This is a genomic window from Thiemannella venezuelensis (assembly GCF_014203605.1).
Lineage (GTDB): Bacteria > Actinomycetota > Actinomycetes > Streptosporangiales > Streptosporangiaceae > Planomonospora_A > Planomonospora_A venezuelensis.
This window is the reverse complement of sequence record NZ_JACHJJ010000051.1, coordinates 1-15,632: the sequence shown is the minus strand read 5'-3', so window position 1 is coordinate 15,632 and position 15,632 is coordinate 1. Positions and strand designations below refer to the sequence as shown.

Annotated in this window: 13 protein-coding genes; 3 read left to right on the top strand and 10 right to left on the bottom strand. The window is 71.7% G+C overall.

All coding sequences use genetic code 11. From position 1 onward, the window contains the following. The first annotated feature begins 286 nt into the window (after nt 1–286). Both FHS22_RS36650 and FHS22_RS36645 read left to right on the top strand, forming a co-directional pair. Nucleotides 287–1,366, top strand: a complete 1,080-nt coding sequence (locus FHS22_RS36650; protein ID WP_184948802.1) for an AI-2E family transporter — start codon at nt 287–289, stop codon at nt 1,364–1,366. 24 nt (nt 1,367–1,390) lie between these two features. Next, nucleotides 1,391–2,131: a helix-turn-helix transcriptional regulator gene (locus FHS22_RS36645; protein ID WP_184948801.1), complete on the top strand. Its 741-nt coding sequence runs from the start codon at nt 1,391–1,393 to the stop codon at nt 2,129–2,131. Here FHS22_RS36645 and FHS22_RS36640 read toward each other — a convergent pair. The 8 genes from FHS22_RS36640 to FHS22_RS36605 form a co-directional block, all read right to left on the bottom strand. Then, nucleotides 2,118–2,993 (bottom strand): hypothetical protein, encoded by an 876-nt coding sequence (locus FHS22_RS36640; protein WP_184948800.1) that lies wholly within the window; start codon nt 2,991–2,993, stop codon nt 2,118–2,120. The genes FHS22_RS36645 and FHS22_RS36640 overlap by 14 nt on opposite strands. A gap of 73 nt (nt 2,994–3,066) precedes the next feature. Continuing rightward, entirely contained in the window at nt 3,067–4,764 is a 1,698-nt protein-coding gene (locus FHS22_RS36635) for an AMP-binding protein (protein WP_184948799.1), read from the bottom strand. 57 nt (nt 4,765–4,821) lie between these two features. Continuing rightward, nucleotides 4,822–5,673 (bottom strand): PhzF family phenazine biosynthesis protein, encoded by an 852-nt coding sequence (locus FHS22_RS36630; protein ID WP_184948798.1) that lies wholly within the window; start codon nt 5,671–5,673, stop codon nt 4,822–4,824. Between the two features lie 249 nt (nt 5,674–5,922). Then, entirely contained in the window at nt 5,923–7,314 is a 1,392-nt protein-coding gene (locus FHS22_RS36625) for a hypothetical protein (protein ID WP_184948797.1), read from the bottom strand. Between the two features lie 211 nt (nt 7,315–7,525). After that, nucleotides 7,526–9,568: a carbohydrate binding domain-containing protein gene (locus FHS22_RS36620; protein WP_260408662.1), complete on the bottom strand. Its 2,043-nt coding sequence runs from the start codon at nt 9,566–9,568 to the stop codon at nt 7,526–7,528. An 82-nt stretch (nt 9,569–9,650) separates the two neighbouring features. Then, complete coding sequence (locus FHS22_RS36615) at nt 9,651–11,060, bottom strand: carbohydrate-binding protein (protein WP_184948796.1); 1,410 nt, start codon at nt 11,058–11,060, stop codon at nt 9,651–9,653. 8 nt (nt 11,061–11,068) lie between these two features. Next, nucleotides 11,069–12,658: a chitinase gene (locus FHS22_RS36610; RefSeq protein WP_184948795.1), complete on the bottom strand. Its 1,590-nt coding sequence runs from the start codon at nt 12,656–12,658 to the stop codon at nt 11,069–11,071. A gap of 640 nt (nt 12,659–13,298) precedes the next feature. Next, nucleotides 13,299–13,970: a nitroreductase family protein gene (locus FHS22_RS36605; protein ID WP_184948794.1), complete on the bottom strand. Its 672-nt coding sequence runs from the start codon at nt 13,968–13,970 to the stop codon at nt 13,299–13,301. A 242-nt stretch (nt 13,971–14,212) separates the two neighbouring features. On the opposite strand from FHS22_RS36605, the gene FHS22_RS36600 reads away from it, so the two are divergent. Further along, nucleotides 14,213–14,686, top strand: a complete 474-nt coding sequence (locus FHS22_RS36600) for an Lrp/AsnC family transcriptional regulator (RefSeq protein WP_184948793.1) — start codon at nt 14,213–14,215, stop codon at nt 14,684–14,686. A gap of 22 nt (nt 14,687–14,708) precedes the next feature. Here FHS22_RS36600 and FHS22_RS36595 read toward each other — a convergent pair whose 3' ends face one another. Further along, complete coding sequence (locus tag FHS22_RS36595) at nt 14,709–15,143, bottom strand: type II toxin-antitoxin system VapC family toxin (protein ID WP_184948792.1); 435 nt, start codon at nt 15,141–15,143, stop codon at nt 14,709–14,711. Next, nucleotides 15,140–15,382, bottom strand: coding sequence for a type II toxin-antitoxin system VapB family antitoxin (locus FHS22_RS36590; RefSeq protein WP_221474583.1), 243 nt, complete (start codon nt 15,380–15,382; stop codon nt 15,140–15,142). The genes FHS22_RS36595 and FHS22_RS36590 overlap by 4 nt, the downstream gene beginning before the upstream one ends. Nucleotides 15,383–15,632 lie beyond the last annotated feature (250 nt).

Below are 15,632 nucleotides of genomic sequence, written 5' to 3'. Positions count from 1 at the left end.
CCGATTCGTGTCAACCTGACCCGTTTCGGGCGATCCATCCGGATCGCGACCACCCCGTCTCCGGAGCAACCCTTCAACCTTACTCCAACATCCGGCTCTTGTCGAACCTGACTTTGCCGGAGCGCGAACGCTCCATGGCGAAGGAGTGGTCAGAGGGGTTCCCGGGGTGCTGGTGATCTCCACCGGCCCCCTCGGGCCTGTGAACTCTACGAAGGACCATCGACTCCGTCAAATCAACGGCGGGGAAGAGAAGATCGCACCCTCTCCGCACGGGTAGGGAGAGGACATGACTGACCGGAGAACGGCTCCCAGGGCCCTGATCGTGCTGCTCTGCACCGCGAGCGCGGTGATCGTACTGGCCGGGATCAGGGAGGTCGGCTCGATCCTCGGCCCGCTGTTCCTCGCGCTGGTCCTCGTCATCGCGGTCTCCCCGATCAGGACCTGGCTCCAGGGCCGCGGCGCGCCCTGCTGGCTGCTGGTCGCGGCCCCGCTGGCCGTCGTCCTGCTCGTCCTGCTCGGCATGGTGGCGGTCCTGACCGTCTCCGTCGCGCAGATGGCCGGCCTGGCGCCGACCTACGCCAGGCAGTTCAACGAGCTCGTCGTCCAGGCCCAGGAACTCGCCACCCGCCTGGGCGTCGGCACCGACCAGATCAACCAGGCCATCCGGTCCTTCGACCCCGGCAAGGTCTTCACGCTCGTGCAGGGGTTCGCCTCCGGACTGCTCGGCGTCTTCTCCGGCCTGGTCCTGATCATCGTCCTGCTGCTCGCGATGTGCCTGGACGCCCCCGTCTTCTCCCGGATCCTCTCCTCCGGCGCGGCGCACCGGCCGAGACTCATCGACGCGCTCACGTCCTTCGCCCGCAACACCCGCCGCTACCTGGTCGTCTCCACGGTCTTCGGCCTCGTCTGCGCGGCCCTGGACGTCACCGCGCTCTGGCTGCTCGGCGTCCCGCTCCCGCTGCTCTGGGGGATGCTGGCGCTGATCACCAACTACATCCCGAACCTCGGCTTCATCATCGGGCTCGTCCCGCCCGCCCTGCTCGGCCTGCTGGAGGGCGGGCTCACGACCATGCTCTCCGTGATCGCCGCCTACATGGCGATCAACTTCGTGGTCCAGTCGCTCATCCAGCCCAAGTTCCTCGGCGACGCGGTCGGCCTGTCCACGACCGTGACGTTCCTCTCCCTCCTGGTGTGGGCGTTCGTGCTCGGCCCGCTGGGCGCGCTGCTGGCCATCCCGCTCAGCCTGCTGGCCCGTGCCCTGCTGATCGACAGCGATCCCGGCGGCGGGTGGGCGGCGGCGCTCATCTCCGGCGAGGCCCCGCCCGGGGACGGGCATGGCGGCCCCTCCCCGCCCGGGACCGGATGACGGCCCCCGCCGTACCCTGGAGGCGTGTACCGCGAGTGGGCCCCCGATCCGGCGCTCGCCGGGCGGGTGGCCTGCCTCTGGACGAGCGTCGCGACCTCCCCTGCGACCACGCTGGTCGTGCCGGACGGCTGCGTCGACCTGATCTGGGGCCCGGACGGCCCTCACGTGGCCGGGCCCGACACCGGGCCGATGCCGGTGCGGATCTCCCCCGGCGACCGCTACGCCGGGGTCCGGTTCCGGCCGGGCGCGGTCGGCGAGGTGTTCGGAGTCCCGGTGGAGGCCCTGCGCGACCAGCGGGTGCCCCTGTCCGATCTGGGCGGGTTCCCCGGTCTCACGTCCGAGGAGCCCGCCCCCGGCGCCACGGCCTCCGCGGCCTCCACGGCCTCCACGGCCTCCGGCGGCGCCGTGACCGCCGAGGCCCTGCAGGAGGCGCTGGCCGTACGGCTGCGCTCGACCTCCCGCCCCGATCCGGCCGCCCCGGCGATCGCCGGGGCGCTGCGGGAGGGGAGGAGCGTCGGAGAGGTCGCCTGGGAGCTCGGGCTGAGCGAGCGGCAGCTCCACCGGCGCTGCCTGCGGACCTTCGGTTACGGGCCCAAGGTGCTGCAGCGGGTCGTGCGCTTCCAGCGGGCGCTGGAGCTGGCCCGGCGCGGCCTCGCCCTGGCCGAGGTGGCGCTGGCCAGCGGCTACGCCGACCAGTCCCACATGGCCAACGAGGTGAGGCGGCTGGCCGGGGTCCCGATGGGCCGGCTCGTCAGCCGCCCGTAGGCAGCCGCCCGTAGGCCTTGAGCGTCCTCAGCCGGGCCACGGTGAGGAACCCGCCCCACTCGTGGGCGACGACCGGGGTCCACATGAGGAAGTTGGGCGCCCAGCCGCCCTCGGCGCTCTGCTGGTCGATCAGCGCGTCGAGGTGGCGTTCGAGCACCTCGTCGGAGAAGAGCGGCAGTTCGCCCGGCTCGGGGGCGAAGTCCAGCGGGAAGTGCGCCTCGCCGCCCGCGTCCGGGTCGAAGGAGACCGTGGCCAGGATCGCCTCGCGGAGCCGTACGAACTGCTCGTGGGCCCGGTCGCGGTCCGGTGCGTGCTCCAGGAAGTGCAGGACGGCCCGCGCCGTGTAGGGCTGGAGCTCGGTCGCCGCCTCGATCGCGCTCCAGGTGAACGCGGTGGCCGGGGCGAGCCAGGGGTGGGAGACCTTGTGCTTGTGCAGCAGGCCGGCGATCGAGGCGGTCGGCACCAGGGAGCCGGGCGGGTCGTCGGGGGTCTCCCACCAGGGGGCGCGCGGGGAGGTCCGGACGCTCGGCAGCACGAACGGCACCCCGCCGTCCTCCGCGGTGACCGTCACGAGGTAATCGCAGGCCGCCGTCACCATCGGGTCGTCGAACGCGTCCAGCTCGTCGAGGATCCAGAAGGCCACCTCGACCGGCTCCGGCTGGCTCTCCGCGCCCCTCAGATCGGGTTCGAGCGCGTGGCCGAACCCGCCGTCGGGGTTCTGGTGGGCGCGCAGCACGGCCAGCACCCGGTCCGGCGACCCCCCGCCGAGCAGCCTGTCGTATCTCAACCGGTCGATCAGACGGGCGTTGAGCTGGATGTACCGGCCCGCCGCGGCGAGCGCGTCCTCGGTCAGCGTCTTCATGCTCCGACCGTACGCCCGCCCCCCGGGCCGCGTCTTGCAGGAATCGGACGGCCCCTCACCGCAGGACGGCCCCTCACAGCAGGTGCCCGCGGCCGAACTCGGCGAACTCCGCGCGCAGGGCGAGCCGCACCTCGCCGGTGAGCGGGGCGTAGCGCAGGTCGCGGGCCGGGCTCCACCAGACCGGATCGGCGCACTCCCAGCGGTCCCGGCGCAGGGCGCGCCGGTCCACCTTGTTGGTGGCGGTGAGCGGCATCTCCGGCGTGAGCCGTACGAACATGGGCGCCCACTTGGTGCCGAGGTCGGGCTGGGCGCGGAGGAAGTCCGTGAACGCGGCGGGGTCGAAGGCTTCGGGGCCGGAGTCGGGGCCGAGTTCGAGGGCGGTCATGACCTGGTCGCCGGTGCGGGAGTCGGGGACGGCGTAGACCGCGCACATGACGGTCCCCGGGAAGCGGGACAGGACGCGCTCGACCGGGGCCGCGGCGAAGTTCTCGCTGTCCACCCGGAGCCAGTCGGCGTCCCGGCCGGCGAAGTAGAAGTACCCGTCCGCGTCGCGGTAGCCCAGGTCTCCGCTCCAGTACCATCCGCCGCGCAGGCGCAGGCCGTCGGCCCCGGGGTTGGCGTAGTAGCCCTCGAAGGCGGCGGCGTCCCGGCGGACGATCTCGCCGATGGCCTCGTCCCCGTTGAGCAGCCTGCCGCCGTCGCCGAAGCGGGCCCGCGGGCACTCGCGGCCGGTCTCCGGGTCGTGGACGGCGACGTCCATGTCCTCCGGGGGGAGGCCGAGCGCGTCGGACGGGGTGCCGGGGACCTTCGAGATGCTGATCGCGCCCTCGGAGGAGCCGTAGCCCTCGATGATCCGGGCGCCGAACCGCCGGGCGAACCCGGCCATGTCCCGGGCGGAGGCCTCGGTGCCGAACGCGGTCCGCAGGGGGTTGTCCGCGTCGCCGGGGCGCTCGGGGGTGGCGAGGACGTAGGCGAGCGCGCGCCCGACGTAGTTGAAGTAGGTGACGCCGTACCTGCGGACGTCGGGGAGGAAGCCCGAGGCGCTGAACCGGCGGCGCATCGCGACCGTCGCCCCGGCGTGGACGGCCATGGCCAGGTTCGCCATGATCGCGTTGCCGTGGAAGAGCGGCATCGCCAGGTAGGTCACGCTGTCGCGCCCGATCCCGAACCGCCCGCCCCGCTCCGCGATCGCGGCCAGCCGTCCCTGTCCGCAGACCACGGCCTTCGGCGCCCCCGTGGACCCGGAGGTGAACAGCAGCAGCAGCGGGTCGCCCGGTCCGGGCCCGGTCCCCTCCGCCCCGGCTCCGGTACGGCCCGCGTCCCCGCCGTGCGGCCCCGCTCCCGGGACGTCCGTACGGCGGGCGAGGAGATCGCGGTAGCGGGGGGTGTCCACCCGGAGGATCCGGTCCGGCGGGACTCCGGTGTCCATCCCGTCGAGCAGGCCGTACCCGGCGGAGTCGGTGACGACGAACAGGCAGTCGGTGTGGCGGACGTCCCTCGCCAGCTCCCCGCCGCGCCTGGTCGGGTTGATCCCGACCACCGCGGCGCCCGACAGGGCCGCGGCGAAGATCCACAGCACGTACTCGGGCACGTTCTCCAGCAGCACGCCGATGTGGAAAGGCCGCCCCGGCTCGCGGAGGCGGAGCGCCAGGGCGGCCCGGCGCTCCGCCTCCCGGACGAGCCGCGCCCAGGTGTAGCTCTCGTCCTCGAACAGCAGCCCGGGGTGCTCGTCGCCGGCCCGTGCCCGGATCAGCTCAGCGAATGTCGCCACATCCGGATCTTGAACAAGTGCTTGGCCGGAGTCAAGGAGTCTCCGCCGCGGCGCCCGTCAGGGGGTGGTCATCGCGACGGCCCCGCCGCTCACCCGGGTGCGCCCGTCCGCCGCGGCGATCGACCCCTTCAGCTCGCTCGGGCGGCCCATGTCGACGCCCTGGATGACCGTGAACTCCCGCACCCCGGCCCCCAGGCCCCGCAGGTAGCCGCCGAACGCCGCCGCGGCGGCACCGGTCGCCGGGTCCTCGACCACCCCGCCGATCGGGAACGGGTTGCGCGCGTGGTAGCGCCCGTCGTGCTCACGCCAGAACAGGTTCACGGTCGTCCACCCGCGCCGGGTCATGATCGACTTCAGCGCGCCGACGTCGTAGTGCAGGTCGGCCAGGCGGGCGCGGGACACGGCGGCGATCATCGGATGGTCGTTGCCGGCGAACGCGACGTGCGGCGGGAAGGCCTTGTCGAGGTCGTCGCGGGACCAGCCCAGGGCGGCGAGCGTCTCGTCCAGCGCGTCCTCGTCCATGGGCTCCGAACGGGTGGGCACGCTGGTGAGGGTGGCCCGCAGCGTGTCCCCGTCGACCTCGGTCTCCACGGCGATCTCGCCCACGTTGGTGGTGAAGGTCAGCGGCCCCACCCCGATCCGCTCGGCCAGCGCCACCGAGGTGGCGATCGTGGCGTGCCCGCAGAAGCCGACCTCCGCCGAGGGGGCGAAGTAGCGGACCCGGAAGGCGCGGGCCGCGTCGTCGCGCGAGGTCAGGAAGGCGGTCTCGGAGTAGCCGACCTCGGCGGCCACGGCGAGCATCTCCGCGTCGGAGAGCGCGGCGGCGTCCAGGACGACCCCGGCGGGGTTCCCCCCGTCCGGGTCGTGGGTGAAGGCGGTGTAGCGCAGGACTTCCGCATGGTTCGTCACACCTCCGGAACCTAGCAGCCCGTCTTCCCGGCGATCGGGACCGCGGTCCCGGTCCCCGGGAGGGCCGGGAGACGGGTCCCCCGCCGCCCCACCGGGCCGGGGCGCCGGGCCTCCGCACCGGGCGCACGACGGCGACGTGCAGCAGCGCGCCCGGAAGCTGCGCCGGAGTGACGGTCACGGTGGCCTGCATGCCGTCAGGGGTGACAAGTCGCCCCTGACGGGCGCACCGGGTTTTCCGGCGGGAGCGGCTCAGACGGACGCGGGGACGGGCACCCGGGAGCCCTCCTCCGGCCTGCGCCCGTAGGCGGCCGAGACGCGGCGGTCCCAGGGCATGGCGTAGGCCAGGATCGGCAGCAGCGCCACGGAGGCCTGGGCCCATCCCGAGTGCTGCGCCGCCCAGATCTCCCAGGACTGGGTCATGGGCAGGTAGCCGTACCCGGCCCACAGGCAGACGCCGATGATCGCGGGCCAGGCGAAGCGGGCGGGGGTGGGCCGGGCGACGAGGAACGGCATGAACCAGAGCAGGTACTGCGCGCCGAGGCGGGGCGTGACGACCATGAAGGCGAGCAGCACGGCGGTGGTGAGGTCCACCGGGTCGGCGCGGCGCCAGAGGAAGGCCACCACCAGCAGCGTGACGTAGATCAGCCGGGTGCCGAACTGCGCGATCCCGGAGTCGAGCGTCCAGTCCCCGCCGACCAGGATGGCGCTGTAGCCCCACTCGCCGACGATCGGGCGGATGTCCCCGATCGTGCTCAGCGCCTGCGTGATCTCTCCCAGGGAGGCGTTCAGGAAGAGGGGCTCGGTGACGATGAAGAAGACGGGTGCGATGCCGGTGGCCACGAACGCGACCACGCGGGCGCGCACGGTCGGCAGTAGCAGGAGCATGCCCGGGATCAGCCAGATCGGCCAGCTCTTCGCGCACAGTGCCAGCCCCATCAGCAGCCCGGCGAAGAGGGCGCGGCGCATCGTCTCCCGGTCGCCCTCGCGCGGGGTGAACGCCCGCGCCAGCGCCGGGAGCGCGCCGGCGGCCAGGTGCCGTACGGCTCCGCCGAGCCCGAGGGCCGATGCCTTCTCGCGCACCAGCGCAACCGGATCGTTGCGCAGGCCGGGGCGGTCGGGGTCGCCGGGACCGCGGGCCACGACGAAGGCGGCCACGCCGAAGACCAGCGCGACCGGCTCGACCTGGCCGTGCAGGGAGGCGATGAGGATCGCCAGGGGGTTGCAGGCGTACTGGAAGGCCCTCAGGTTGGCGGTGGCCCCTCCGGCGAGCTTGCCGACCAGCGGGATGAGGATGATGTCGGCGACCGCGGTGACCAGGCGTCCGCTCCACTCCCACGGGATGCCCAGCCAGAGCAGCAGGCCGTACACGTACGGGATCATCGGCAGGAAGTGCCAGCCGCCCTTGCTTCCCAGGACGGGGTCCTCGCCGTTCATGACCGCCTCGCCCGCGGGCTTGAAGCTGTTGACGAAGTCGACCGGCTGCCATTCGCTCTTCGCGGCGAAGGCCATGATGAGGATCCGGAAGACGACTCCGACCGCGAGCACGACGGGCAGCGAGGGGCGCCAGCCCCTCCACTGCGCGACCAGAGCGAGCACGACACCTGTGACGAGGATGGTCCCCGTGGGAATTGCGTAGTCCATGACGGCCTCTAGCCTGCCGGAAGTCGCGGGCGAACAACCACTCGAACGCCGAAACGAGACCTGCCTCCCAGCTTCCGGCCGCCGTCCGGCGCCGTGCCGCCGCTCCCGCGACGCCGCCGGGCTCCGCACAGGACGGCCGGGCCGTCCCCCGGATCCGGCGGGGGAAGACCTCGCCGCCGGGAGTCCGTCTCTCCCGGCGGCGAGGGGCTTTCTAACCGAGCCCGTCGAGGTAGGCCCGGTGGTTTCGGGAGAATTCGAAGCCGTTGTACTTGTCCCAGTTGATGGACCAGGTCATCAGGCCGCGGAGGTTCGGGTAGACCCCCTTCGGCTTGTACGGCCCGCAGTTGGTGCCCTTGGCCAGGCAGTCGAAGGCCTTCTGGACCTCGGCCACCGTGGTGAAGCCGTTCCCGGCCCAGGGCGCGGCGGGCAGGCCGATGGCGACCTGCTCCTGGCGCAGGGGCGGGAAGACGTTGCCCGCGTTGCCCATGATCGGGAAGCCCGCGAGCAGCATGTCGGTCATGGCCACGTGGAAGTCGTGCGTGCCCATGGTGTGGAACTGGTCGTCCAGCCCCTTGATCGGCCCGGAGTTGTAGTCCTGGACGTGCAGCAGCGTCAGGTCGTTGCGCATGGCGTGGATGACGGGCAGGTAGGAGGCGGCCCGCCGGTCGGCGGCGCCGTTGGGGCCGGGACCGTAGAACTGGTAGCCGAGCTGGACGAAGAACGTCTCGGGGGCCATGGTCAGCACGAACTTCGCGCCGTACTTCGCCTTGAGCGTCTTCAGCGCGGCGATCAGGTTGACGATCACCGGGGTGGTCGGGCTGCTCAGCGAGGTGTCGCCGTTGTCGAGGTAGAGCGAGTGGCCCTCGAAGTCGATGTCGAGGCCGTCGAGGCCGTACTTGTCGATGATGGCGCTCACCGACTCGACGAACGTGTCGCGGGCGGCGGCGGTGGTGAGCTGGACCTGGCCGTTCTGGCCGCCGATCGAGATCAGCACCTTCTTGCCGCGCGCCTGCTTGGCCTTGATCGCCGCGATGAAGTCGGCCTCGGACTCGACGTTGGGGCACTCGGCGGCCGGGCACTGCCGGAAGCGGATGTCACCGGAGGTCACCGAGGTGGGCTCGCCGAAGGCGAGGTTGATGAAGTCCCACTCGTCCGGCACGTCGGCCATCCGGACGTAGCCGGAGCCGTTGGCGAAGGAAGCGTGCAGGTACCCGACCAGGAGCCGGTCGCCCGCGGGCGGCTCGCCGGAGGTCCTCACGGTGACGGTGTTGGAGCCGCCCGACTCGACGCCGGTCTGGTGGAAGGCCTTGACGTGGTAGGCGTAGGTTCCGGCGGCCGGGGTGGTGTCGGTGTGGGAGGTGCCGGTGACGGTGGCGATCTTGGTTCCGGCCCGGTAGACGTTGTAGCCGGTCGCGCCGGCCGAGGCGTTCCACTTCAGCGCGACGTTCAGGCCGCCGGCGGTCCCGGTCAGGCCGGTCGGGGCGGGCGGGGGCGGCGGCTGGTCGTTGCCGACCGTCACCGAGACTGTCGCGGACTTGACCGACTCGCCGGCCGCGTTGGAGGCGGTCACCTGGTAGCCGTAGGTGCCGGGCTGCGGGTTCTCGCTGTAGGAGGTTCCGGTGGCGGTGGCGACCTTGGTCCCGTTCCGGTAGACGCTGTAGCCGGTCGCGCCCTGGACGGCGTTCCACTTCAGGGTGGCGGTGGTGACGTTCCCGGTGCCGGTCAGACCGGTCGGCGCGGGCGGGACCTGCCCCTCTCCGGGCGGGCCGTCCAGCACGACGTCGTCGGCCTGGTAGGCGCCCTGGCCGTACCAGCCGTTGACGTAGACCGTCACCGTCCTGGTCGACGGACCGGTGGTGAAGGTCCGGGTCAGCTGCGTGTAGGCCGACGGGGAGGACGCCCAGGTGCTGGTGTCGGTCGTGCCGGTGCCGCTCACGCCGAGGAAGACGTAGCCGCCGCGCACCCACCCCGACAGCGAGTAGGACGAGGAGGGCTTGACGGCGACGGTCTGCTGGCAGCGCGCGGTGTCGGACCCGGCCGGGGTGGCCTGCAGCGCCTTCGACCCGCCGTGCACCGGCGAGGAGACCGCCGCCGCGCCCGACGACGCCGAACAACTCCAGCCGGTCAGCCCGTCCTCGAACCCGGGGTTGGTGACGATGTCGGCGGCGTGCGCGGGCGAGGCGGAGAGCATCGCCCCGCCCAGCGCCAGGACGGCGACCGCCGCCAGCCGAATCCGTGCCGATCGTTGGTTCATGACCTGCCTCACGAGGCTCTGTTGGGGGGTGTCATGGGAGTACGGCCCGCGCCCCGGGGTCGCGGGGCGCGGGCCGTACCGGCTAGAAGCCCGCGGTGATCCGGGTGAACTCCCACTCGGCCTGCGGGACGCCGCCGCCGTTGACCCGGTCGCGGTTGGTCGACCAGAAGGAGAGCCTGGTCAGGCCCTTGGACTTGGCCCAGTCGCGGATCCGGGTCCAGGTGGCCGGGGTGGTGGTCTCCCCCTGGTCGGACTTGCCGTTCATGCCGGAGATGCCCATGTGCGCGTAGGCCACGGCGTCGCTCCAGCCGAACGCGCTCTTCAGCGAGTTCTTCAGCCCCTCGGAGGCGTTGACCGTGTCCTGGTACATGTCGGTGCCGCCGAAGTTGAACGGCATGATCGTGTAGTTGTCGATCGGGACGTTCAGCGCCTTGGCCTGGTTGACCAGCCGGACGCCCGCGGCGCTCAGACCCGACTTGAACGTCGGGATGGTGACGACGATCTTCACGTTCGGGTTGCTCTGCCGGACGATCTTCAGGCCGTTGAGGATGCGGTCCTGGACGGTGTAGTTCTCGAACTCGTCGGTGTTCTCGATGTCGAAGTCGACCACCGCCGGGCCGTGGGCGTCGATGACCTTCTGCACCGCTCCGGCGAAGGCCTGCGGGGTGGAGCAGTTCGGGCCGAGTTTGTTGCCGCTCCAGCCGCCGAAGGAGATCTCGACGCTGCCGCCCTTGGACTTGATCGTGTTGATCGCCGAGGCGTCGGTGCCGCCGGTCAGGGGGCGCTGGCCGTCCCAGGCGGGGTTGCAGCCGTTCTGGGCCAGGATGAAGGCCATCGTGAAGGACTTGACGCCGGTCGCGTCCATGACCGTGGCCGGGCTGGGCGGGTTGCCCCAGCCCATGTAGAGGTACGGCGCGCCGGGCAGCTTGCCGGGCGGGTCGGGGTTGGTGCAGCCGGTGGTGGTGCCGGTGACCTGGCTGCTGGCGGCTGACTCGCCCTGCGCGTTGTAGGCCTTGACCGTGTAGGTGTGGGTGGTGCAGGTCCCCAGCGAACCGATCGTGGCGCTGGTCCCGGTGACCTGCGCCTTCTGGGTGCCCCCCTCGTAGACGCGGTAGCCGGTCACGGTGCCGGACGACGCGCCCCAGGTCAGGGAGATCGAGGAGTTCGTGGTGCCGGTGACCGAGGGGGCGCCGGGCTGTCCGGGCGTGCCGGGCGGGTTGGTGGGGCCGCCGGTGGCGAGCTTCCACAGGGCGGGGACGTTGGGCGGCTCCCAGCCGGGCAGGGAGGTGTGGCCCTGGATCGCCTCGTAGTCGACGCCGTTGTAGCTGACCCGGGCGCCGACGGCGTAGGCCGTCCAGGCCTGCCAGGCGGGGGCGGCGAACACGGCGCTCGCCTGGGGTGCGGCGGTGGCGGCGGTGGCCGCGGCGGTCAGCCCGGCGGATGTCACTGCCACGGCGGAGAGTACGGCGACGGCCGTACGGCGTAGTCTCATGATCATTCCTAGGGGAGGGTGGCGAGGTGCGGCTTGACGGTCTTGGAGAAGTTCCAGTTGTTCGAGGCGTCCCAGTTGATCGACCAGGTCATCGCGCCGCGGATCCCCGGGTAGGCGCGCGGCGGGACGAAGCTGCCGCAGTTGGTCCGGGTGGCCAGGCAGGTCAGCGCCTGGTTGACCACGGCCGGGGAGACGATGCCGCCGCCGGCCGCGCCGGGTCCGGCGGGCAGGCCGAGCGCCACCTGGTCGGGGCGCAGGCCGTTCTCCAGCTGGATGCAGGCCAGTGCGGTGAGGAAGTTGACCGTGCCCTGCGAGTAGGCGGCCATCTGGTCGCAGCCGAGCATGGCGCCGGAGTTGTAGTACTGGGTGTGGACGACGGTGAGGATGTCCTTGATGTTCAGCGCGAGCTTGAAGTACTCCGCGCCGGTCGACTGCATGTCGATGGTCTGCGGGGCCATCGTGATGATCAGGTCCGCGCCCGCCTTGGCGCGCAGCGACCGCAGCGCCTGGCCCATGTAGGTGGCGTTGAGGCCGTTCTCCAGGTCGATGTCCACACCGTCGAAGCCGTAGGACTGCATCAGGGCGTGGACGGTGTCGGCGAACTTCGTCGCCGCGGCGGCGCTGGCGACCTGCACGCGGCCCTTCTCACCGCCGACGGAGAGGATAACCTTCTGGCCGCGTGACTGGAGGGTCTTGACGTCGGCCTTGAGCTGGGCGTCGGTGTAGCCGCCGAGGGAGGCCGACAGGCCCGGGTCCACGGCGAAGGTCACCTCGCCGGGGGTGCTCGTGGCCTCGCCGAAGGAGACCGCGACCAGGTCGTAGGAGGTGGGCACCGCCGAGAGCTTCAGCTCCACGGCCTCGTTGTCGAAGTTGTGCCAGTAGCCGGTGAGGAAGTGCTTGGGCAGCGGGCTCGGGGTGCAGCCGGTGGTGGTGCCGGTCGCCTCGGCGCTGGCGGGCGACTCTCCTTCGGCGTTGTAGGCCTTGACGGTGTAGGTGTGCGTCTCGCAGTCGCCCAGGCCGGAGATCGTGGCGCTGGTCCCGGTGACCTGGGCCTTCTGGGTGCTCCCCTCGTAGACGCGGTAGCCGGTCACGGTGCCGGACGACGCGCCCCAGGCCAGGGCGATGCTCTTGGTCCCGCCGGTCGCGCTCGGAGCGCCGGGCTTTCCGGGCAGCACGGGGTCGGTCGGGCCGCCGTCGCCGCCGCAGTCGGCGCCGTTGAGCTTGCAGTTCGCCGGTACGGCCGCCGCCCCGCCGGGCGAGCCGAGGAAGCCGAAGCTCACGCTGGCGCCGGGGGCGAGGGTGCCGTTCCAGCCGAGGTTGGAGAAGGTGAAGTGCTGTCCGCTGCGGGTCAGGGACGCGTCCCAGAAGGAGCCGACGCTCACTCCCGCCGGGAGGTCGAACTCGACCTTCCACGAGTTGATCGTGGCGGAGGTCCCGTTCTTGATCGTGTAACCGCCCTGGAAGCCGGAGCCCCAGTCGGCGGTCTTCGTGAAGGTGGCGGTGGCGGAACCTGCGGCCTGGGCGGGGGGCGCCGCCAGGCCGGTGAGGAGCAGCGCCGCCAGGGCGACGAGGGATCTGGAGAGGAGACGGGATTTCACATTGACCTCGTTGGACTCTGGTGGGGGGTGGCCGTACGGCCCGCGCCCGGCGGGGGTGCTCCCCGGGGAGTGCGGGGAGGGCTCGGCGCGGGCCGTACGGCGATGGGGGCACGGTCCCGCCGGCAGGAACGGCGGGAGGGTGCCGTGGTCCGCGGGCCGCGGGTCAGCGGGCCCGGCCCGGGGAGCGCCCGGGGGCTCCCGCGCCGGTCCGGCCGCGCGTGTCCCCGCGCGGGGCGCCCGGTGCGGTGGACCCGCCGGAGTTTGCCGGCTCCGTCAGATCGGGTAAAGGGAGGGGACGTCGCATGATCGCTCCCGTGAAGGAGGGAAGAGAGGGTGTGAGGCGACCGGATGGCCGAGCCTCGGGCGGCGACGGTTCTCGTCTTCGAGTTTCCGCAGCTAATGATCTTTTCGGGCAGGTTCGAACGGGCCACGTGGACTCCCGTTCGGTTCTTTTTTTAGGAAAGTTTCCTAAGAGTTGTCGTGATCGTAGCCTTGACAGAGGCCGCTCACAAGACCCAAAAGCTTCGACTTTCAACGATCCAGCTAGACGCGTTCCGAAGCCGGGAAGGCCGCCCCCGCAGGGCTTTCCGGCTCCGCGCCCGGCCTCCCGGACCCGCGCCGGAGGGCCCCCGCGACCCGCCTAGGCGACCACCTGCGAGAACGGCTTGCGGACCAGGTCGGGCACCTCCGCGTCGGGCGCGGCGTACCCGATCGGGAACAGGATGTAGGGCCGCTCGTTGCCCGGCCGCCCGCAGATCTCGCTCAGGAACGCCATCGGGTTGGGCGTGTGCGTGAGCGTGGACAGGCCCATCGTGTGCAGCGCCGCGATGAGGAGCCCGCAGGCGATGCCGACGCTCTCGTTGACGTAGTAGTGCTTGACCCGGGCACCCTCCGGGCGCAGGCCGTACTTCTCGGCGAAGCACACCACCAGCCACGGCACCGTCTCCAGGTAGCCCTTGTCGGAGTCGGTCTCCAGCGGCGCCAGGGCCTCGCGCCACTCCGGCGTCAGCCGCCCGCCCTCGTAGTTCCGCCGCTCCTCGGCCTCGGCCGCCTCCCGGATCCGCCGCTTCGTGCCCGGGTCACCGATGATCACGAACTTCCAGGGCTGCTGGTGCGCCCCGGACGGCGCGGTGTTCGCCGTGCGGACCGCCAGCTCCACGCACTCGCGCGGGACCGGCTCGTCGCTGAAGAAGCGCACGCTGCGGCGGGCGTCCATGTGCGCGTAGAACTCGCGGCCGCGGGCGATCATCTCCGGTTCGGGGTGGCGGGCCGGCCGGTACGGGACGAACGGGTGGGAGTGCGGGCGTGCCATGGTGACCTCCACAGTGCGCGGGTGCGGCCCGGGACGCCCGCCCGCCGTGCGGAGCGGACGGGAACGCGTGCCCGCCGTGCGGACCGGATGGGAACGCGTGCCCGCCGTGCAGGCATGGCCCGGAACAGGTGCCTGATTGCAGGCGTAGTCTGGATCTCACCGGCGAACCGGGCAACACCCTGGCGGTTCCACTGCCAGATCGGCAGTACCGGCCGCTCCCCCTATCCGCGGAGGTGGACAGATTGGCAGCCCGGAGGAACGGCCTGGACGACCTCGACCGCAGACTGCTCCGCCTGATCGCCGAGCGCCCCCGGACCGGGCTGCTGGAGATCGCCCGCCTGCTCGGCGTCGCCCGGGGCACCGTCTCGGCCCGGCTCGACCGCATGGTCGCCGACGGCGTGGTCACCGGCTTCGGCCCGAACCTCTCCCCCGCGGCCCTCGGCTACCCGGTGCAGGCCTTCACCACGCTGGAGGTCGAGCAGGTCTCCCGGGCGGACATCTCCGCCGCGCTGGAGGCGATCCCCGAGGTCCTGGAGGCGCACATCGTCACCGGTCCCGGCGACGTCTGGTGCCGCCTCGCCGGCCGCGACCACGAGCACGTCCAGCAGGTCATCGACCGCGCCCTGGCCATCCCGGGCGTACGGCGCAGCAGCACGGTGATCACCCTCTCGACCGTGGTCCCCCACCGCGTGCAGCCCCTGGCCGACCTCGATTGACATCACGGCCCTCTCGCGGGCCTCAGCTCCGCAGCGGGTTACGGGTCACCAGTGCAGGGAAGCGGCTGAAGTCACGGTCCATCGTCCACAGCTCGCGTACGCCATGCGTGGCGCACAGCGCCGCGATCCGGGCATCGTGGACCATCGGGCCCGCGACCTTGCCCTCCTGCAGCATCTTCTGAAGGACCTGCCAGTGGTTGCCCGCCTCGCCGATCATCACCAGCGAGGGCGATCCCAGCCAGGCATCGATCTGGCGGACGGCCTCCGCCGCCGTACTGGGCGGGGCGTACACCCGGGGATGGGTCACGATCGAGAAGAACTCGTGAACACACGGCCACGGGATCGCCCATGCGGCCCGGCCCTCCGCCAGCGACTTCAGCGCTGCCATCGCGCGACTGTGGAACTCGCTGTCCTCCCGGTGCGCGTACACCATGATATTCGTGTCAACGGCGATCACAGACGATCTCCGTAGGCGAGAGCACGCAGTTCTTCCCATGAGACGCCTCGCACCGAGGCCTGCAGTCCCTGCCCGCCCACGGACGCGTCCGGCAGCACATAGCCTCCGGCCTCTCCCCGCCGGGCGACCACGGAGCGCAGTCCCTCCTCGATGAGGGCTCGCAGCGTGGTCCCTTCTCGCTGAGCGATGCGCCGGGCCTCACTCAGCAGCCCGTCCGGAATATCGACGGTCGTCTTCATATGGCCAACCATACCCATGAAGCCATACTGCCATACTTCTTTACTCTACGCATTCGACTGAACACGGAGAGCATTAAGCATTCCCCCGGCCCGGCTGCGGTCGCATGTGAATCACCGCACCACCGGATCGGCAAACGCACTGGTGGGAGTACCGTCACGGCCCCGGCGTTGGTGAGATTCGTGATGGTTTGACCGGTTGCTGATGGCGAGTTGCGAACGAGCGCGACCCTGCTGACCATTCAGGTGTCTA